Annotated in this window: 20 protein-coding genes and 1 pseudogene; 7 read left to right on the top strand and 14 right to left on the bottom strand. The window is 40.9% G+C overall.

Annotated features, from left to right (window positions below):
* Positions 1-2 precede the first annotated feature (2 nt).
* Positions 3-464: a peroxiredoxin gene (locus tag VB620_RS05140; protein WP_323195068.1), complete on the top strand. Its 462-nt coding sequence runs from the start codon at positions 3-5 to the stop codon at positions 462-464.
* Positions 465-575: 111 nt separating this feature from the next.
* On the opposite strand, the gene hpf is transcribed toward VB620_RS05140, so the two are convergent.
* Positions 576-1,217 (bottom strand): ribosome hibernation-promoting factor, HPF/YfiA family, encoded by a 642-nt coding sequence (gene hpf, locus VB620_RS05135; RefSeq protein WP_323195067.1) that lies wholly within the window; start codon positions 1,215-1,217, stop codon positions 576-578.
* Between the two features lie 373 nt (positions 1,218-1,590).
* On the opposite strand from hpf, the gene lipB reads away from it, so the two are divergent.
* Positions 1,591-2,262, top strand: a complete 672-nt coding sequence (lipB, locus tag VB620_RS05130; protein WP_323195066.1) for a lipoyl(octanoyl) transferase LipB — start codon at positions 1,591-1,593, stop codon at positions 2,260-2,262.
* Positions 2,263-2,452: 190 nt separating this feature from the next.
* Here the strand turns inward: lipB and VB620_RS05125 are convergent, their stop codons facing one another.
* From VB620_RS05125 to holA, 4 genes are all read right to left on the bottom strand, one after another.
* Positions 2,453-3,151 carry a class I SAM-dependent methyltransferase gene (locus VB620_RS05125; protein ID WP_323195065.1) on the bottom strand — a complete coding sequence of 233 codons (699 nt, stop codon included), beginning with the start codon at positions 3,149-3,151 and terminating at the stop codon, positions 2,453-2,455.
* A gap of 103 nt (positions 3,152-3,254) precedes the next feature.
* Positions 3,255-4,379, bottom strand: a complete 1,125-nt coding sequence (locus tag VB620_RS05120) for a site-2 protease family protein (protein WP_323195064.1) — start codon at positions 4,377-4,379, stop codon at positions 3,255-3,257.
* Between the two features lie 229 nt (positions 4,380-4,608).
* On the bottom strand, positions 4,609-5,076 hold the full coding sequence (locus VB620_RS05115; protein ID WP_323195063.1) for a DUF4168 domain-containing protein: 468 nt from the start codon (positions 5,074-5,076) through the stop codon (positions 4,609-4,611).
* A gap of 110 nt (positions 5,077-5,186) precedes the next feature.
* Positions 5,187-6,176, bottom strand: coding sequence for a DNA polymerase III subunit delta (gene holA / locus VB620_RS05110; RefSeq protein ID WP_323195062.1), 990 nt, complete (start codon positions 6,174-6,176; stop codon positions 5,187-5,189).
* Between the two features lie 114 nt (positions 6,177-6,290).
* Between holA and VB620_RS05105 the strand changes: the two genes are divergently transcribed.
* Both VB620_RS05105 and VB620_RS05100 read left to right on the top strand, forming a co-directional pair.
* Entirely contained in the window at positions 6,291-6,671 is a 381-nt protein-coding gene (locus tag VB620_RS05105) for a hypothetical protein (protein WP_323195061.1), read from the top strand.
* The gene (locus tag VB620_RS05100; protein ID WP_323195060.1) at positions 6,637-6,801 is read left to right on the top strand and encodes a restriction endonuclease subunit S domain-containing protein; all 165 of its coding nucleotides are present in this window, start codon (positions 6,637-6,639) and stop codon (positions 6,799-6,801) included. Before VB620_RS05105 ends, VB620_RS05100 begins: the two co-directional genes overlap by 35 nt.
* A 9-nt stretch (positions 6,802-6,810) precedes the next feature.
* On the opposite strand, the gene VB620_RS05095 is transcribed toward VB620_RS05100, so the two are convergent.
* From VB620_RS05095 to VB620_RS05085, 3 genes and pseudogenes are all read right to left on the bottom strand, one after another.
* Positions 6,811-7,197 (bottom strand): type II toxin-antitoxin system VapC family toxin, encoded by a 387-nt coding sequence (locus VB620_RS05095; RefSeq protein ID WP_323195059.1) that lies wholly within the window; start codon positions 7,195-7,197, stop codon positions 6,811-6,813.
* On the bottom strand, positions 7,194-7,415 hold the full coding sequence (locus VB620_RS05090) for a DUF2281 domain-containing protein (RefSeq protein WP_323195058.1): 222 nt from the start codon (positions 7,413-7,415) through the stop codon (positions 7,194-7,196). Before VB620_RS05090 ends, VB620_RS05095 begins: the two co-directional genes overlap by 4 nt.
* A 249-nt stretch (positions 7,416-7,664) precedes the next feature.
* Positions 7,665-8,009, bottom strand: a pseudogene (locus VB620_RS05085) (DNA polymerase III subunit delta); the annotation flags it as partial.
* A 90-nt stretch (positions 8,010-8,099) separates the two neighbouring features.
* On the opposite strand from VB620_RS05085, the gene VB620_RS05080 reads away from it, so the two are divergent.
* Positions 8,100-8,603, top strand: a complete 504-nt coding sequence (locus VB620_RS05080) for an ureidoglycolate lyase (RefSeq protein ID WP_323195057.1) — start codon at positions 8,100-8,102, stop codon at positions 8,601-8,603.
* A 173-nt stretch (positions 8,604-8,776) separates the two neighbouring features.
* Here VB620_RS05080 and VB620_RS05075 read toward each other — a convergent pair whose 3' ends face one another.
* The 6 genes from VB620_RS05075 to VB620_RS05050 form a co-directional block, all read right to left on the bottom strand.
* A complete protein-coding gene (locus tag VB620_RS05075; protein WP_323195056.1) occupies positions 8,777-10,033 on the bottom strand; it encodes a P-loop NTPase family protein in 1,257 nt (418 codons plus the stop codon).
* Positions 10,034-10,610: 577 nt separating this feature from the next.
* Positions 10,611-10,940 (bottom strand): hypothetical protein, encoded by a 330-nt coding sequence (locus VB620_RS05070; protein ID WP_323195055.1) that lies wholly within the window; start codon positions 10,938-10,940, stop codon positions 10,611-10,613.
* Positions 10,941-11,175: 235 nt separating this feature from the next.
* The gene (locus VB620_RS05065; RefSeq protein WP_323195054.1) at positions 11,176-12,282 is read right to left on the bottom strand and encodes a sensor histidine kinase; all 1,107 of its coding nucleotides are present in this window, start codon (positions 12,280-12,282) and stop codon (positions 11,176-11,178) included.
* Between the two features lie 15 nt (positions 12,283-12,297).
* Entirely contained in the window at positions 12,298-13,002 is a 705-nt protein-coding gene (locus VB620_RS05060; protein WP_323195053.1) for a response regulator transcription factor, read from the bottom strand.
* Positions 13,003-13,101: 99 nt separating this feature from the next.
* The gene (locus VB620_RS05055; protein WP_323195052.1) at positions 13,102-13,812 is read right to left on the bottom strand and encodes a LabA-like NYN domain-containing protein; all 711 of its coding nucleotides are present in this window, start codon (positions 13,810-13,812) and stop codon (positions 13,102-13,104) included.
* 713 nt (positions 13,813-14,525) lie between these two features.
* Positions 14,526-15,680, bottom strand: a complete 1,155-nt coding sequence (locus tag VB620_RS05050; protein WP_323195051.1) for an iron-containing alcohol dehydrogenase — start codon at positions 15,678-15,680, stop codon at positions 14,526-14,528.
* A gap of 269 nt (positions 15,681-15,949) precedes the next feature.
* Here VB620_RS05050 and bchH point away from each other — a divergent pair, with 269 nt between their 5' ends.
* Positions 15,950-19,753, top strand: a complete 3,804-nt coding sequence (bchH, locus tag VB620_RS05045) for a magnesium chelatase subunit H (protein WP_323195050.1) — start codon at positions 15,950-15,952, stop codon at positions 19,751-19,753.
* Between the two features lie 150 nt (positions 19,754-19,903).
* The gene (locus VB620_RS05040; RefSeq protein WP_323195049.1) at positions 19,904-20,428 is read left to right on the top strand and encodes a DUF937 domain-containing protein; all 525 of its coding nucleotides are present in this window, start codon (positions 19,904-19,906) and stop codon (positions 20,426-20,428) included.
* The last annotated feature ends 44 nt before the right edge of the window (positions 20,429-20,472 follow it).

The following is a 20,472-nucleotide window of genomic DNA, read 5'->3' as shown; positions in this document are numbered from 1 at the left end:
ATATGTCAGTTAAAGTTGGTGATGCTGCGCCTGATTTTACTCTCAGCGCTCAAAATGGTTCTACAGTTAGTCTTAGTGATTTCCGTGGTCAAAAAGCGGTTGTTTTATACTTTTATCCCAAGGATGATACACCGGGATGTACAGCCGAATCTTGTGCTTTTCGGGATCAATACGAGGTATTTAAAACTACTGGCGCTGAAGTGATTGGCGTTAGCGGTGATTCTAATGAGTCTCACCAAAAGTTTGCAGCTAAGTACAATTTACCTTTTACGCTTTTGAGTGACCAAGGTGACAAGGTGCGGAAGCAATATGGCGCAACCGCAGTTTTTGGGTTTGTACCCGGTCGTGTGACTTATGTGATTGACAAGGAAGGCGTTGTGCAGTACGTGTTTGATTCAATGTTGAATTTTAAAGGTCACGTTGAGGAAGCGCTGAAAACTCTGCAAAAGTTGGCTGTGAAGTAGGGATTGGGGGAAGAGGCAGAGGGGCTGGGGACTGGGGACTGGATATTTAACAATCTTTCCCCCCACACTCCCCACACTCCCCACACTCCCCACACCCTACCTCTTCATCCCTCACTTATGGGCGTGGGCTTTCTCAGACACAGCATGATTACCATTACCATTGTGTCCGTTGGTGTGTCCGTTGTTATTACGAGGTTGAATTACGCCGTAACCGCCGTGGTTTCGTTCGTAAATCACGTTGATTTCCCCTGTTTCAGAATTGTGGAACATATAAAAGTCATGTCCCACTAGTTGCAGTTGTTCTGAGGCTTCTGCAACAGTCATCGGTGGCATGGAAAAATATTTTGTACGGACGACCTCATTCGGTAATTCAGGGGTGCGATCGCCAATTAAATCGGCGGCTACTGGTTCGGGAACTAATACTTTATTTGTGGGTAGGGCATTAGTTTTCTTATCTTGCAGTTTTTCTTTATATTTACGCAGTTGACGGGCAATTTTATCTGCTACTAAATCAATGCTGGCGTATAAGTTTTCGCTGCTTTCCTCTGCACGAATAACACTACCATTTGCATATATAGTGACTTCCGCCGCTTGCTTGGTGGTAATTCGAGGATTGCGGGCGACACTCAGGTGTACATCTACTTCATTAGTAATATTTTGAAAATGACTTACGGCTTTTTCAATTTTTTGATGTACATACTCCCGAATGGCATCGGTGATTTCAATATTTTTGCCGTGGATGACAAGCTTCATGTAAACTCTCCCACTGAGTATATTTAATGTGAATTTGTTTTGTATGAAAAGAAGTCGCGGTAAGGTCTTTCACTACCGCCAAAACAAATTTGGAACAATTTTAACGTACTGCCTTCGCATTTGATCCGTTGAAGATACAAACGACTTATGATACTCACCAGCCAGTGCATTCGTTCTGATTGATTTGGCGTGATGCTTGTTGCAGAGATTTCCTCCTAAAACCTTTGAGGTTATATATTCAAACTAGCACTTTGTATTCTGTAATGCAATTGCTTAAGATGAACCGTTAAAATCCTTTGCATAGCTTGACATTTCTTGACTTCTTATCTGTAAATTGCAATATATTTAGTCAATAAACCTGTTGATTTTTGGCATGATCCGTAGTATTGAAACACATAGCAGACGTTGTTTATTATTTAACTCAGGATTGATACTATATGGAGATGCGCTTTTATGGCAGCGATCGCTCTTGACTGAACGGATTAATCACCCTGGTCTGGATGATGTGTTAATCTTGCTAGAGCATCCGCCTGTCTATACTTGGGGACAAGGTAGCAACCCCGAATTTTTCAAAGATTTGGATAGAAATAAATTTGATGTTCACAGAGTTGAACGAGGTGGGGAAGTTACCTACCATTGCCCTGGTCAACTTGTGGGGTATCCGATTTTAAATCTGCAATACTATTGTAAAGACTTGCATTGGTATCTCCGCCAACTAGAAGAGGTATTAATTCGGGTATTGGCAGTTTATGGATTGACGGGCGATCGCCTACCGGGTTTTACTGGTGTTTGGGTAGAAGGGCGCAAAGTTGCCGCCATTGGTATCAAAGTCAGCCGTTGGATTACCATGCATGGCTTCGCATTAAATGTTTGTCCAGATATGACAGGTTTTAAACAGATTATCCCCTGCGGTATTGCTGACAAACCCGTAGCCAGTTTAGCCGAATGGATTCCCGGTATCACCTGCGAAGAAGTACGCCTTCACATAGCTGCATCCTTTGCAAAAGTTTTCAACGTGGAATTAGTCGACACAAAGGGAGATTAAATAGCTGGTGCGGCGGAAATTATCAAAAATACTAGCAGTGCCAAAAACAGAATAGTGAGTTTAGCAATTAGGTAATTAGTAGGGTCAGATAACGTTAAGTTGTAAATCATCACAACCTCCAACTGTAGATTCCTCTACCTTGATTGTGACTTAAAAATTTCTACAGCAGTTCTTTCTGAGGTAACATTTTTTAGGATTCTCTTGACGATGGGGCTGATTTCTGAAATTCTAACCGTAGTTGTGGAACATCAACCCGTTCACCCTCATAGAATAGAAGCCGGCTAACTTCTTGCAAACCCAATTCTGCAAACAGAGATAGTTCAGAATTAGATAAAGGCCAGGGAGGTCCATCGGGTTCTATGTCTGTTTCTCGAAACCGATTAATGACTAATAAAGTCCCTGTAACTGCAACTACAGAACCTACTGATGTCATCACAGTTGAACGGATATTTAAAGGTAAAGCTTGGATATTCCTGATTTCTACAACTAAGTCAAAAGCAGCTTCCCATTGTGCAGGTAAATTTAACAAATCTGCAACTACATAATTAACAACAGAATCAGGAAATCTTTGCTGACACCAATCAATAGCGGTGGGGGAAATATCAAAAGCAGTGACTTTAAATCCCCTATTTGCTAAAGCTTCCGCATCATCTCCCAAACCACAGCCAATTACCAGCGCTGAATTTCCTTCACCTTGAATCTGACTATTAATCAGCCAATCTTGTAAATAGGGATGAACAGTTAACTTCGCCCAAGGAATTTGAGTCACATCACCCTGAGACTGACTATACAAAACATCAAACCATGCAGTAGGATTAGCCTCTTCTATAGCTTGGTTCGCTAACTCCTTCACCCGTTGCTGTAAACCTTCTGGTTGCTTCTCAAACATCTTTAACTCTCTGCGCCTCTGCGCCTCTGCGTGAAATAATTAATTTTAAAACTCCCCCAGAAGTTCTGAGGGAGTTCGGAAGCTATTCAATTTTGCCAGACAACTATACAGGATTAGGTTGAGTTTTATTTTGCAATAGCTGAATAATCGCGGCTTTTTCTAAAATTCCCACCAGTACACCATTTTCCCGAATCACAGAAATTGCAGATACCTTTTGTTGTTCGAGTAATTGTACTACTTCCCACAGGGGTTGGTCTGATTTAACTGTGGTAGATTCTGGAATGGATTTCATCACGGCGCTGACTGGAGTTTCCGCCCATTGTGTTGTGGGAATAGTTCGCAAATCATCCAGGTTAATTGCGCCGATTAATTTTCCGTCTTCATCAGTGACTAAGAATTTTTTCCAGTCTTGATTGTTAAAAATTCGTTGGTCGGCAAAGTCTCTGATAGTGAGATTGGCAGCTACAATGGGGCTATATTCATTCACAGCATCTGCTGCTGTTAAGCCTGTGAATTGTTCTTTAACTTTAGCAAATTGCGCTGTTCTTCCGGCATTTTGCAGTAAGAAGAAACCGATTAATAAGTTCCAGAAGTTGGCGAAGCTACCAAAGAATACTAGGGGAATTAAACCAGAGGCGATCGCCACCCAACCAAATACTTGTCCCACTCGACTAGCAAAAGTTACACCTTTGTAGGGGTTGCCTGTAATCTTCCACACAGCAGCCTTGAGGATATTACCACCATCCAAGGGCAAGCCAGGAATTAAGTTAAATAATCCTAATGCCAAGTTTACATAAGCTAGAACACCTAGTATTGCTGCTGCTGCACCTGTGGCGGCTGTGGTGATACCAATAATTGTAAAGATACCAGAGAGAATCAGGCTGACTAGCGGACCAGCGATCGCCACCCAAAATGCTTCCCCTGGGGTTTCCGACTCTTTTTCTAAGCTAGCCAAGCCACCAAATATAAATAGAGTGATGGATTTGACATCAATACCTTGACGAATCGCCACAAAGCTGTGTCCTAATTCATGGGCGACGACAGAGGCAAACAATAACAACGCTGTCATCAATCCCAATGAAAAAGCTAATCCCCCGGATAAACCGGGAAACTGCGCCGTCAGTCCACTGCTATAACTCCAAGTTACCAAGCCGAGAACTAGAAACCATGACGGATGGATATAGAAGGGAATCCCGAAGAGATTACCAACGCGAATTGTGCCATTCATGCCGTACACCTTTGAATACATCGTTAGAGATTTGCTTTTGCTGTTCTCTATGGATTCATTGTAACGTAATGTTAAAAAGTTTTACTTTTGGATATAGTTGTGGTATCCGTACCCAAAAGGGCGGTTCTTGTCCAGAGTCAGCAGAAATAGTGATCACTTTCTCATCCTCAATTTCTTAACTGCGATCGCACTTGGGGAAATACTCGGAAATCTGTGTATTTTCCCGATATTATGGAGACTTTTGCAGACGGATCAATGTATTGTAAACTTGGCGTTTTAAGTTATTGTCATTTTGTAGGTCTACAGTAATTTTGTTGAACCTATCAATAGTCAGTCCATTCTGTTCGACTATTTTTTTAGAATCTTCACAGTAATTAACAGCAATATTTTGAACCCTCCGTGGTAGACCGTTAATGCTGTTAGAATCATGACAAATAATTTTGGGAATTTCTCCACCGCCAATTATTTTTTTAATCTGATCAAAAGCTTGTTGACGAGGTGTTTCCATTGCCAAAACAGCTTGGGCGTAGCTGGTAATATCAGTATTATTAACAGCAGGTGTTTGAGCATGAACCTGGGAACCAAAGGCCAGGCTGGTGGTAACTAAACTAGCAGTGGTGAGAAAACCGAAGAATAAACTGCGGGGAAATAGATTTTGCAGACTAGGTTGAAACAATAAATTAGAGATTCTTTTCATAAAGTGCATCGCACAAAATTATAGTTGGGATATGTGTTAGTGGCTTTGAATTATTTTAGGAGTGATAAGTTCCACAGAACGGAATATCAATTAAACTTTTATATTTAATTTTACAGACCTTGGCATACTTGACAAAGTTCAATTACTTTAGTTTGGAGTGTGGATACTTCGTTAGATCCTTGTTTGAGACTTACTTCTAACTCTAATAGTATTGGTAAACAGGAGATTAATTGCTGCATGGAAAGTTTTTTAACTTCTTCTTGTAAAAAGTAAATACGTTTGGGATTACCAACTTCGGCTATTTTGGCGATCGCTTGGGAATTGCGTTCCCCACTTTCCATAGCAATTTTTACTAATAACCAGGTACGAAATTGACCGATCAATGTAGCAACTACTCGTAATCCTGGTTCAGCAGCATTGATCAGATCGGCTAAAATAGTCAAGGCTTTACCTGTGTTTCCTATTCTAATTGCTGCTGCCAATTGTAAACTGTTTTGTGTAGTATTTCTGACTAATTGTGTAATGCTATCTACGTCTAAAGGTTTACCACTATCTATTGTATAAAGTCGTAGTTTTTCCATTTCATTATACAACAATCTTGTATCATTACCTACAGCTTCTGCTAATATTTCCGCAGTTCGGGAAGTCAGTTTTACTCCCACAGTTTGAGCAACTTGATTCACTGACTTTACTAGTAGTTCTGTCTTCCAAGGTGGGATGAGGGGAAATTCTCGAAACTCAGTGGCGGATTTTTTGAGCAATTTGGTAGATTTGAGGCGTTCATCGGGTTTGTTGCGGGTGGTGAGTAATAACCAGGAGTTTTCAGGAATGACTGAGAGCGTGCGCGTCAGTTCCGCTAACACATTTTCTGGACAATGCTGACACAGGGTAGTATTAATTAACCAAACTAACCTGCTACCTGCGCCAAAAGCTGGTGTCATAGCTTCATTTAAAGCCGTAATTACCGCATCAGGTTGATCTGGCGATAGGGATGTATAGTTAAAACTTATCCATAAAGGATCAAGGATGCGATCGCGCAATGTTGCAACAGCCTTTTCCATAGCGAAATCATCCTCACCCCAGTATATACACATTGGCATAGATTCACCTCAGAGCAGATGCCGGTCAAAGTGGACAGAAAAAGATAATATCCTAGAATTATGCCGATAGTCAGAATAGAAAGTTAAATTAAGGAATCTGAATGGCCATCATTTATGATGCCGTTTTTTGCCCTGGTGATGATTGAAAGCCGACTTGTAAGAATGCTTGATGAAGAGCGAGCAGAAATCGGCGCAGAATCTTGGGCTGAAATGAATAAACAAGACCAAAGCGACCTAATTCAAGATAAAGGTCAAGGTTATAACGAATATATCTTTGAGAAAAGCAAAACCCTTAAAGATATTTGCAAAAATGATAAAAGTTTTGGTAATGATTTGGATGCTTATTTACAGGGCTTTGACAGCGAAACAAAAGACCTGTTAGGGGTTGATGCAACAGACGGAGAGAAATTTTTAGATATTAAAGGTGTAATTACAAAACTCAATGCCAAAAAGGTGCTGTTTGGCTATACAAAAGAATGGAAAAGAAATCGCTGATTACCTCAACATCAAAACCACCCAAATAGATAAAATCATCGAAACCATCAACACCCAAATAGAAAAACTTAAAGAACTGCGTAAAACCCTAATTAACGATGTTTTCACCGGAAAAATTAAAGTTGTGTAATTGTAACTTTCACCATAATCTTTCTATGTCATAACCATCAAACTTCTCATCAATACTGATAATTACTAATTCTTCACTCTTAGCTTGAGCTATTAACAACCTGTCAAAAGGATCTCGATGATGGTTAGGCAAATTACTGAGGGCATAAATATGAGATAAATCAAGGGGTAATAACTCAATTCTATTCTGTTTAACCTCATCCTCAACCAATTCAGGTAACGCCGTTTTCAACTCAAGCTTACCCAAAGATAACTTAATTTGCATTTCCCAAATACTGACAACACTTAAAATTACTTGAGTCTTGGGATTGGTAAGAAGATTGTAAACAGCAAAAGAGAGTTTTTGAGAATCGCTAGTCCACCAAATAAACACATGAGTATCAATCAAAATTCTCATTGATCTTCACCCAACCAAAACTCATCAGGTAAAGGATCGTTAAAATCATCACTCATCCAGATTTCCCCTTGATGCAGCCCCGGAATTCGTGGTGAATTAGATAAATTAGATACTAACGTAGTATCTTCCTTAGCAGACTGGATTAAATTGAACACCTGCAATAGCAAAGCTTCTGGTGCTGATGACAATTCGCGTATAATGGTTTCTAGGATGGTCATTTTCGTAACCCGTAAAACCTATGTTCCTAATTGGGCATAACTACATCCATTATCCATTAAAACCATGAGCGAAACCCAACTGCAAGAAAAATTTATCATCCCATTCTTTCGGGATATTCTTAACTATCAAGAAGTTAAAGCCAACACGGTCAGCAACTCCCTAATTATATAAGAAGACTTAGAAACCTTTATCTCCACCACAGAACTCAATCAAAAACCCTACGAAACCCTCCTCAAAAAATATAGTGGTAACAAATTGGTAGATTTGAGGCGTTCATCGGGTTTGTTACGGGTGGTAAGTAATAACCAGGAGTTTTCAGGAATGACGGAGAGAGTGCGCGTCAGTTCCGCTAACACATTTTCTGGACAATGCTGACACAGGGTAGTATTAATTAACCAAACTAACCTGCTACCTGCGCCAAAAGCTGGTGTCATAGCTTCATTTAAAGCCGTAATTACCGCATCAGGTTGATCTGGCGATAGGGATGTATAGTTAAAACTTATCCATAAAGGATCAAGGATGCGATCGCGCAATGTTGCAACAGCCTTTTCCATAGCGAAATCATCCTCACCCCAGTATATACACATTGGCATAGATTCACCTCAGAGCAGATGCCGGTCAAAGTGGACAGAAAAAGATAATATCCTAGAACTATGCCGATAGTCAGATAAAAAGTTAAATTTATGAATACATCAAAAACAGTACAACAATTACCCGCCGAATGGATCACACCAGAAAATTTTCACCCTTATGGACAGGTAATTTTTGCTAGTGAAGATGGTAAGAATTTTGATCTCGAAGATGCCCAATTAAATCTGCAAAATGGCACACCACGATTTTATATTATGAGGCTAGAGCAACGCGGGCGCAAGTTTAATAAAATTACTCGTCATTTGCAATGTACCCAGTGTTTAGGTTCCTTAGCCGGGAAAGACTGGTTAATTGCAGTTTGTCCGCCTCATAACGATTTAAATCAACCAGTGTTAGCAGAAATGGCTGCTTTCCGCATACCGGGAAATTGCTTTATCAAATTAAATCAGGGTACTTGGCACGCCGGGCCATATTTTGACCATGAAACTGTAGATTTTTATAATTTAGAACTGGCTGATACTAACGTGGTGGATCATTTTACCCATAATTTTATCCACAGTCATCAACTTGAGTTTGAAATGGTGGATAGGGCGTAGGGAATGAGTGTAAAACCCTTGAATTATCAGGGGTTAAAATCTGTTTATTAGCCTCAGAATGAACTTGGCATACTCTCTATAACTTTGAAAAATTTCCTTTATTTAGTACCTGTTGTGTCAAATATTAGTTTATTTATTTCACAACCCTATTGCAAAGAATATTTATCATAAATTTATTCTTCGTCTGCTTCTTGCCATGACCATATAGGGTGGCCGTATTTGCGGTAAAATAGGAGTTCCCGGTCTACCAGTTGTACTGTCCGAGAATCACGATTGTAAGAGAGAATTAACGGTGAAATGTTGCGGTCTGCTTGTAGTCTGTCGATCCTCTCTAAAGCCTTTGTTAAATCTGAGCCTCTAACCCTGTTCTCTGATTGATTCATACGAGTTAGTAACTCGTTATGGTGTAATCCACTGATAAGTTCGGAGTCTGAGGCTTCAATACAAACACGAACAATATGTTGATATAAAGTGACACTTGAATCTGAACTTCTAAAACCATGACTAACTGCTTCGCTAAACTGACGATAACGAACCGATTCTTCAGAACAAATAGCTATTCGACATCTATGCAGTGAGTCTAAGTCTCCTATAACTTTTGGCTGCGGCAAACATTCTAATATTTTTGCTTCAAAACAATATTTTTCAGCTATTCTTTGTAATAAACCTACATTTTGATTTGCATCATTTATAATTCCTTGTTTAAGGTTGTCCACAAAAGAAAACCTTAATGCTTTTTCTCCTTTACTCAAAACTTCTTCTAGCTCTGGTCGAGTCCACTGAACATCAATTTCACTAACCCTGCCACTTAAATCTCCATTGTAATAAATAAGCCTATTTTGGTCTGCCCAAACACCAATAATTATAAAAAATACCTCATTATCCCATAATGCTTTTAAGTCAAAAGACAATCTTTTTTTTTCGTCGTCAGGTAAGTAGTGAAAATCTTCAACAACAACCCTTTTATTTGATTTTTTAATTTGTTCAGCAATATATCCCAGGCTCTCTGGACTCATTCCTACTGGTTCATATACAGCCTCTGAACTTTTTTCAAAACTACCACCACCTTCTATTTCACCTGTTCCTGACACTACAAATTTAATTCCGGCTGAAGCTTTGCTTTTACCTTCAGCACCTAAAGTATGACTTCTTGTAAATTCTGTAGGAATATTAGTACCCAATAACCTTAAAATTTCAATATATATTTGCTCAAGAGTTGAATTAGACCGACATTGAACAGTAAGACAATCTTGTTCCGGTAAATTCTTTTTACGAAGAATTGTTTTTCCTTGCTTTGATGCACCATGAATTACTATATGTTGATCACGCTTGAGCAAGTATTCAAATGTTGTATCTAATTTAGCTCTATCCACATAAGTATATTTTGGTATGGATGTTGCTATGCCAAAAACTTCTGAAAGCTTAGTCATTTGTTATTAATCTAAGAGTGTCTCTATACCCTTAATTACTAGGCTTAATGGTTTTTAGTGTTTATGTAAACTCAATACCACCTATGATAAGGATTTTGAGCTTATCCTAACATATGGCAATTACGCTGTCTATGTAAGGGTGAAGAATTGATTCTGGAATTTTTAGCAGAATGAATGGTCTTGATGGTATAGCACACTTTTACCAATTTTAGCTCTGATATGTAGATTATAAGATAACTCAATGACAATTATTTATAGTGCGAGTGTCTAGTTACTATATTCAATATATGAGAGATGTAAAAAAGAAAAAATTATAGCGATCGCCTCCTTGATTACCGTAGAAAATGGCCGCTATGTAGTAACATTACCAGTGAGGGAAAGTTTTTATAGGTTCATACCCGCTACTATCAGCGATTTATAGTAATAGGAAGAAACTAATTTATCAGCAAATAATTTCATATATATTGATGGATATTTTTCCAGAGAATATAAATTCTCTAGTTGTGGTCAGGTATGATTAAAGTCTTATATATGAGACATGGGAAATTTTAGGGTAAAAATCGAAAATTACGCAAAATTAAGAGGGAAATGAGCAGAATAATTCATTGTAGCAAAAACCGCGCTCATAGAGATAAGTTACATAATAGGAAACACTAAAGGCAAACATGGCAAAAATCACTGGAAGCATGGTATTAAACTCCAGTTTTCGTTGATTGCATATTTGCCACAAAGACATAATGATAGTTAAAGGCCAGAAGATAGTTGTGATCAGAAACATCACGAAAGATAAGAATTTTTCTTCTGGTGTAGAAGTAGGATGAGCTAAAGAAAACTTGAGCCAATTGGTGAAAAAATAGCAGGTCATCAGTAAATAAGTAATCAGTAAAGTTAATTGCATCTGATTCATGTTCAATACTCCTGATTATTCATGCCGCTATTATAAGTTAGTCTGGGGAATGACTGGGAGGAAATAAATAGGCGATCGCCGCCACCCCGGATACAGTTAATACACTTACTAGGAATGTAGCTAAAAGTACGTTAAATATTGGCATAATGGTAAATAGAAAACCCTTAGTTTTCAACCTACCAATTAGATGTGAAGCCAGTATCACCACCTGATGACAATATGTTGTCTTCACCACTCAAGCCAAGGGTAAGAAAAAACGAAAAGTGCTACCAACCCCCAGAGTGCTGTCTACGTAAATTCGACCATTTTGTAGTTCCACTAACCGCCTGGTGATAGTCAAACCAATACCAGTACCACCAGAATTGCGATCGCGTGATTGGTCAGCCCGCCAAAACCGTTCAAAAACATGGGGTAAATCCTCCGCAGAAATCCCCACACCCGTATCAATTACAGCAATCCACAGTTGAGACTCTTCCACCCAAACCCGAATAGTAATTGCACCTGTGACAGTATGACGGATAGCATTACCCAACAAATTGACTAAAACCTGTTCTGTGCGGTCAATATCTGCCAATACAAGGGGTAATGGGTCAGGACATTCCCAGCCTAAAACCGGGCCATCTTCTAGCAACTGGTCGCTAAACTTTGCTACTAAAGACTCTAATAAAGGCCATAAATTCACAGCTTGGATATTAATAGGCAGATAACCAGCCTCAGCCTTAGAAAGTTCTTGCAAATCATTGACCAATCGTTCTAAACGCTTAGTTTCCTTCGCCAACAGCCGATAAATCTCCGGAGATGGTTCTATTTCTCCGTCAGCGAGTTCCTCCAAATAACCCCGCACCACAGTTAATGGTGTCCGTAACTCATGAGTCATATCGCCAATCAATTCTCGCCGCCTTGCTTCCACCCCTTCTAAACTAGCCGCCATCCGATTAAAACTCGCCCCCAGGCGATGTAATTCGGGAATGTCAGATAAAGGTAATCGCGCTTCTAATTGACCAGAAGCAAACTTTTGAGTGATTTGTTCCATCTCTGTCAACCGCAGCATAATTCGTCTCGATACCCAATAACTCAAACCTCCCGCAGCAGTACCACCCACAATCACAGACCAAACCGTACTACGCCGCCAAGCAGTTTCAAATCCCTGTACCAATTCCGTGCGAATATTAATTAATCTCATCCCGCGACTTTCTAACCTTTCCAAATACAGGAAAAAAAAGCGAGGAGAGGAGATTCCACTGATAATCACAAGACTAACTAATCCCACAATCATCACTACCAGGTGAGATAAAAACAGACGCGATGCTAAAGGCAAAGACTTTGCCCAACGCCAGCCCATGCTATTCTCCTGATACTATAGGGTATCTTCAAACTTATATCCTATTCCGACCACAGTTTTAATAAAAGTAGGATTAGCCGAGTCCGGCTCAACTTTTTTTCTTAATCGGGCGACATGAGTATCCACAACCCGTTCATCACCGAAAAAATCATTACCCCAAAGTTTATCAATTAATTGAGTCCGGTTCCAAACTCGCCCCGGATTACTCACAAAGGTATTTAATAGATTAAATTCTAATGTAGTTAAATCTAAAGTTGCTGCCGGTTGAGAATCTATCTGCCGAGTTGCAGTGTGTTGATCTAAATCAATCACAAAATGTCGAGTCTTATTTACCTGATGCTGTCCCCCTTGACGGAGACTACGCCGTAATAAAGCCCTCACCCTCGCCACTAACTCTCTGGGACTAAAGGGTTTAACCATATAGTCATCAGCACCAGTTGATAAACCAATTACCCGATCAATTTCCTCACCCCTAGCTGTCAGCATTAAAATATAAGGATCTTTGGTTCCTGGTTGTTGGCGAATCCTGGCACACACTTCTAGTCCATCCAACCCCGGAATCATTAAGTCGAGGATGATTAAATCTGGTGGTTTTTCCTGAAACATCTGCAAGGCGTTGATACCATCGCGGCTGACCCGACAGGAAAATCCTTCTTTATCTAAGGAATGTTGGATTAACTGAGAAATTTCTAGTTCATCCTCAACAATTAAAATATCCATTGGCGGTGGGATTTGAGAAAAAAATACGCAGAGTTATTCCCTAATTTGCCATTTTACCTGATATTGGGAGCTAGACAGCAATCAATGAGATATGGAGATTTAGACCTTGGAATTAGACAGCACCCGATAGCTATAACCAACATGAGAATCCTTCTGGATATATTGTTTAATCCTGTCGAGATCAATAAATTCATCAGCCACATCAATCAAACTATCACTAGTCAGCGCCCGTAAACTCACCACTTCTACACGAGAACCTGTAGCTGTGACAGCATTGACGGCATAGGATAAATCACCATCTCCACTGACTAAAATTGCCGTATCATAATAGGGCGCTAAGGTAATCATATCCACAGCAATTTCTACATTCAAATTGTGTTTTTTGGTATGGTCTGCTAGTTGAACTTCTTTGGTAAATACACGATAACCATTGCGACGCATCCAAAACAGAAAACCTTGTTGCTTTTCATTGGGGCGTGGACGTGGGGAATTTGGCCTTGAGGTATCGACAGCAGTGTAAAAGAAAGCCCGCAATAACCGTGAACCCCCGGTTAAATGACAAAGCAATTTCAGATAGTCGATTTCAATTCCCAGTTGTAAGGCTGTATGAAATAGACTGACTCCATCAATAAAGATTGCTACTCGACCACGATTTTGCTCTTTTAACAAGTAACTATCAGATACAGGCTCCCGTTTTTGAATATTTTGATGTTTTGTACCATGTTTTATCGAGTTTTTTCTTGGTAGATGAGGTCCTTCCTCTGGGCGTTGGTAGACATTTTCTGGTTTGGTAAAATTAGTGGTACTCATGGACTCCTTTGGATTTTAAATCTGGCAACGCTTTTGGGTAAATTGTCAATAAGTAGTTTTTCACGGCATAAATATAGACCCTATTTACAAAAGCTCAAAATGTCCTAGTTAAAGGCTGTTGATTTTTGCTAAGGGCTAATAGCCGCAAATAAACTCAAATTGTCGTAATTCTAGAGATTCCCAAATCTAACGCCCTAAGGAGCTTGTTAACTCTTGTGTTGGCGGGTTTTACGCAATCTTTCTTTGTCTTCAAGGTATGCTGTTACCGACTCACTTCTCATGTATATCGGTTGATCGCAGAATGTCATAACTTGAGTGCAAGCTGTCCTGTGATGCGAGAAGTAAGGGTGAAACCTTGGCAGTTAGTTTTATTGTACATCGCTATTCAAAAATCCTTCATTAAGGCAATCTTTGTATATTTATTTCGTAATATTTATAACTATTTCTTGGCGGAAAGTTTCCCCTGAAAATATTATTTAGTCATGATTTTTTGAGGGATGGAATACTATCAGGTTTCCTGGTCTAGTGACATACAGAATTATTAGCGTTTATCTGTATTTATGGTCTAGAAAAATTTTGCGCTCCAGTTATCCAGAGACGCAAACTTTGATCAGGGAATAGGGAACAGGGAACAGGGAACAGGGTTTCATGATCTGTTTCTGTCCTAACTTCCTTGGCGGTTGCTATATGTGTGATCTTGAATCGATGAGATTTTAGGCACAGAGAGTTAAAATTTTCGTAACAATTTCTGGGTTAACATCTTTGTGTTCGCCTAAAGCAGTAAACCCGCGCTGTTCAAAACGTTCAATAATTACAGGAATAGTATCTAAGCCGACACCGTAATCAGATAGGTGAGTGCGGACACCAACGGACTCGAAGAAGTTGCGAGTTTTGGCGATCGCCTCCGTAATCCGATCTGCTTCTGTACCCTCAATAATACCCCAGACTCGTTCAGCATATTGTAAAAGTTTTTGGGATTTGCGATCGCGTCTAATCGTCAAATTACTCGGTAATACCACCGCCAAAGTTTGAGCATGATCTAAACCGTGCAGTGCTGTCAACTCATGTCCAATCATGTGGGTTGACCAATCTTGCGGTACTCCAGCCCCAATCAACCCATTTAATGCCATAGTTGCACACCACATAATATTAGCCCTTGCATCGTAGTCTTGAGGATCAGCTAAGGTTTTTGGCCCCTCTGCAATCAAAGTTTTCAAAATTGACTCAGCCATCTGATCTTGCAAAGGTGCATTCACTGCATAGGTCAAGTATTGTTCCATGACATGGGTATATGCATCTACAATACCATTGCTAATTTGCCGAGGCGGTAGGGAAAAAGTGCTTTCGGGGTCAAGAACAGAAAAGCGGGGAAACACTAAAGGACTGCTGAAGAAGAGTTTTTCTTGGGTTTCCCATTTCGTCACCACCGAGTTGGTATTCATTTCTGAACCGGTTGCTGGTAAAGTTAAAACTGCACCAAAGGGCATAGCCGCAGTCACAGGGGCCGCCTTAGCGAGGATATCCCAAGGATCACCTGCAAAGGGAACCGCAGCTGCAATAAATTTTGTCCCATCAAGTACCGAACCTCCACCCACAGCCAGTAAAAAATCAATCCCTTCTTTCCGTATCAGTTCAACTGCTTTGAGGAGAGTTTCCAGGTGAGGATTAGGTTCGATTCCGCCAAATTCAGTAATATTACGTCCAGCTAACGCAGACTTCACTTGGTCATAAACACCATTACTTTTGATGCTACCGCCGCCATAAAGCATTAAAATCTTAGCATCGGTAGGAATTTCGGCAGCAATATTGGCGATTTGACCTTTACCAAACAGAAGTTTAACTGGGTTGTAAAAAACAAAGTTTTCCATGACTAATTTATGATTATCAGTTGTCCTGTTTAAACTAGCATGAGTTGTTAAAAAAAAGACCCCCAGTAGATAGCCAGCTAACTGAGGGATTCTGCAAGTCCGTATTGTTGCACAAAGATATACATGAGCCTCACAATACCAAACCTGCAATCAGGAAATGTGCCAATTTGCCAAAATCTTTTTTTCTTGAGTATTCATTTTCAGGAATGGTTCATTCCACCGAATCCATGTTTAAGATCATAAGTAACGGGATCTTTAGTAGCTGACCCATGAAACGCATTGTCTTAATTGCTGGATTTGAATCGTTTAACGCTGACTTGTACAGAAAAGCAGCCGAGTTAGCTAAGTCACGCTGTCCAGATTTGGATATTCGGGTATTTAGCGATGCCTTCGGCGAGCAAGGCTATCGCAATATTACCAGTCAACGTAGCGAAGTAGAAGCCGCACTAGATGGTGCTGATGTGTTTTTCGGTAGCTTACTATTTGATTATGACCAAGTTTTGTGGTTGCGCGATCGCATTAACCAAATTCCCATCCGTCTCATCTTCGAGTCAGCCTTAGAACTGATGAGTTTCACCAAACTCGGCATTTTTGCCATTGGCGACAAACCCAAAGGAATGCCCAAACCAGTTAAATTCATCCTCGATAAATTCAGCAATGGTCGGGAAGAAGACAAACTCGCCGGTTATATTAGCTTCTTAAAAATCGGTCCCAAACTCCTCAAATTCGTCCCCGTCCAAAAAGTCCAAGACTTACGCAACTGGTTAATTATCTATGGATACTGGAACGCCGGTGGTTCCGAAAACGTAGCCGCATTATTCTGGATATTAGCCGAAAAATACTTAGAATTAAAAGTCGGCGATATTCCCCCACCCATTGAAACCCCCGACATGGGTTTACTACATCCCGACTATCAAGGCTTTTTTACATCCCCCAAAGCATATCTAGAGTGGTATAAAAATCAGAGAATCAGCAAAATTTCCCACTCCCCTACCCTGCGGGATGCTACGCAAACGACTGCGCTCAGGGCAAGCCCACTCCCCCGGTTACTGAGCGGAGTCGAAGTAACTCCCCACTCCCCAATCATCGGGATTCTACTCTACCGCAAACACGTCATTACCAAACAACCATATATTCCCCAACTGATTCACAGTTTTGAACAAGCCGGGTTAATTCCCCTACCCATTTTTATCAACGGTGTAGAAGGACACGTCGCAGTCCGAGATTGGATGACCACCGACTACGAAACCCAGCAACGCCAAAAAGGGAATAAGGAAACTCTCTCACTTTCAGATCAAGCCGTCCAAGTAGATGCAATTATTTCTACAATTGGCTTTCCCCTAGTGGGTGGTCCCGCAGGTTCAATGGAAGCGGGGCGACAAGTCGAAGTAGCAAAACGCATCCTCGCTGCTAAGAATGTACCTTATATTGTGGCTGCACCCCTGCTAATTCAAGATATTCACTCCTGGACACGTCAAGGTGTAGGCGGACTGCAAAGTGTGGTATTGTATGCTTTACCAGAACTCGATGGCGCAATTGACACCATTCCCCTCGGCGGTTTAGTGGGTGAACAGATTTATCTAATTCCCGAACGAGTCCAGCGCTTAATTGGGAGAGTCAAAAATTGGACTACTTTACGGCAAAAGTCAGCATCAGAACGCAAAATAGCAATTATTTTATATGGATTTCCCCCAGGATATGGGGCTGTAGGGACTGCGGCTTTATTGAATGTTCCCCGGAGTCTAATTAAATTCCTCCACGCCCTCAAAGACCAAGGATATGAGGTTGGTGATATTCCTGAAGATGGGGAAGAGTTGATTCGTCAAGTGAAAGCAGCAGATGAAGAACCCACCATCAAAAATCAAATCATGTCCCCCCTCGTTCACGCAGGTAGGGGGGGTTCCAGTGTACATTTCCGGAAGTTAGAAAAATGGTTGGGATATCTGCTAACTTCCCGCATCGTCAAACAATGGAAATCTTTAACGGGAACTGGAATTAAAACCTATGGTGAGGAATTACATCTCGGCGGTGTCCAGTTAGGTAATGTTTGGATTGGTGTCCAACCACCTTTGGGGATACAAGGCGACCCGATGCGGTTAATGTTTGAACGAGATTTAACACCTCATCCCCAATATGCAGCTTTTTATAAATGGTTGCAAAATGATTTTGCGGCTGATGCTGTGGTTCACTTTGGGATGCACGGAACTGTAGAATGGTTGCCGGGTTCGCCTTTAGGTAATACTGGTTATTCTTGGTCGGATATTTTATTGGGGGATTTACCTAATCTATATATATATGCAGCAAATAATCCTTCTGAGTCGATTTTGGCGAAGCGTCGCGGTTATGGGGTGTTAATTTCTCACAATGTCCCGCCCTATGGTCGCGCTGGTTTATATAAGCAGTTGCTGTCTTTGCGGGATTTGATTTCGGAGTATCGAGAAGACCCGCAAAAGAATTATCTGTTGAAGGAGGTTATTTGCAAGCAGATTGTTGATTCTGGTTTGGATGCTGATTGTCCTTTTGATGATGCTAAAGGTTTGGGGATTGCTTTTAGTCCTGAAAATGTGAAAATGTTTAGCGATCGCGCTTTTGATGATTATTTGGTGAAGTTGTCGCAATATTTGCAGGTGTTGGAGAGTCGGTTGTTTTCTTCGGGTTTGCATATTTTGGGGTCAGCGCCGAATGAGGAGGAGTTGGCTGGGTATTTGGATGCTTATTTTGGAGAAGAGAACGAACCGCAGAGGCGCAGAGAACGCAGAGAGGAGGAGGAGTTAGTTACTGGTTTGTTGATGCAGTGTACTGATGAGTTGGCGAGTTTGTTGCGGGGTTTGAATGGTGAGTATATTTTACCTGCGCCCGGTGGTGATTTGTTGCGGGATGGGGCTGGGGTGCTTCCTACGGGGAGGAATATTCACGCTTTAGACCCTTATAGAATGCCTTCTCCGGCAGCTTTTGCACGGGGTCGGGAAGTTGGTCGGAAAGTTATCGCCCAGCATTTGGCTGAACATGGGAGTTATCCGGAAACTGTGGCGGTGATGTTATGGGGTTTGGATGCGATTAAGACTAAGGGTGAGTCTTTGGGGATTCTTTTGGAGTTGGTGGGGGCTGAACCTGTGAAGGAGGGGACTGGGCGCATTGTGCGTTATGAGTTGCAGCCTTTGTCTGAGGTGGGACATCCTAGAATTGATATTTTGGGTAATTTGTCGGGGATTTTTAGAGATAGTTTTGTAAATATTATTGAATTATTGGATGATTTGTTTCAACGGGCGGCTGATGCTGATGAACCGGAAGACCAGAATTTTATCAGAAAGCACGCTTTGGCTTTACAGGCGCAAGGTGTAGAGAATAGTTCTGCACGATTGTTTTCTAATCCGGCCGGTGATTTCGGTTCTTTGGTAAATGACCGGGTGGTTGATGGTAATTGGGAATCTGGGGATGAGTTGGGTGATACTTGGCAAGGTCGGAATGTGTTTAGCTATGGTAGGAAAGATAAGGGTCAAGCTAGACCGGAGATTTTAAATACTTTATTAAAAACTAGCGATCGCATTGTTCAAGAAATTGATTCTGTAGAGTACGGTTTAACTGATATTCAAGAATATTACGCTAATACTGGCGGTTTGAAAAAGGCGGCAGAAAAGCAACGCGGTAAGAAGGTAACGACTAGCTTTGTGGAAAGTTTCTCGAAGGACACCACACCCCGCAATTTAGAGGATTTACTCCGAATGGAGTACCGCAGTAAGTTACTCAATCCCAAATGGGCGCAAGCAATGGCTAATCAAGGTTCTGGCGGTGTGTTTGAGATTTCCCAACGGATGACGGCGTTAATTGGTTGGGCTGGAACTGCTGATTTTCAAGATGATTGGGTTTATGACCAAGCGGCTGATACTTATGCTTTGGATGCAGAGATGGCGGAGAAGTTACGCAAGGCGAATCCTGAAGCTTTTCGCAATATTTTAAGCCGCATGATTGAGGCGCATGGGCGGGGTATTTGGCAAGCTGATGCAGATAAGTTGGATAAGTTGCGTCAGTTGTATGAGTTGAGTGATGAAGAGTTGGAAGGGGTGACGGTTTAAATATGGATTGGTGTCACGCAGAGACGCAGAGGCGCAGAGAGGAGGAGTGATTTTTCATCCTTAAGTTTCTGGTTTTGCGGTGTTAATTGTTTCATAATAGCAACAGCTGTTCTACAGTCAAGGAATCAGAACATTAGGAGAAAGATAATTATGGGTCTATTTGATCAAATAATCGGTGCTGTGAGCAATCCCAATCAACAAGCTAGTTTAGGTCAACTCGGTGGTATTATTAACACTGTTAATCAGCTGAGTAATGCCACTGGTACTAATCCTTCAACAATACAATCGGTTGTTGGTATAGTGGGTAATTATGTACGTTCTGCTTTACAAGAGAAGCAAGCCTCAGAAGGTAATGAAGCAACCCAAGGATTAGTTAATCAATATGCTGGGACTTCTTCTAACCCTCAAGCCGTCAGTTCCCTATTTTCCCCTCAAATCCAACAACAGGTTGCACAGGTAGCTTCTCAACATACAGGATTAGATGCTGGTACAATTATGCAATTATTACCTGTGATTGTGCCGATAGTATTAAATTTATTGCAATCTGGTGCTAATACCCAAAATCCCCAAACTAGCGGAAATTCTGTATTGAGTTCTTTCTTAGATGCCAACGGGGATGGTGATGTCAATGTTGCTGACGCTATTCAATTGTTTAGTAGATATGTTAGCAGGTAGTCGGGATATCTGTAAATTACAGAAATACCTTACCCTCAAGCTTT

Source organism: Nodularia harveyana UHCC-0300, assembly GCF_034931085.1.
GTDB lineage: Bacteria > Cyanobacteriota > Cyanobacteriia > Cyanobacteriales > Nostocaceae > Nodularia > Nodularia harveyana.
This window is presented reverse-complemented; position numbering and strand designations above follow the sequence as displayed.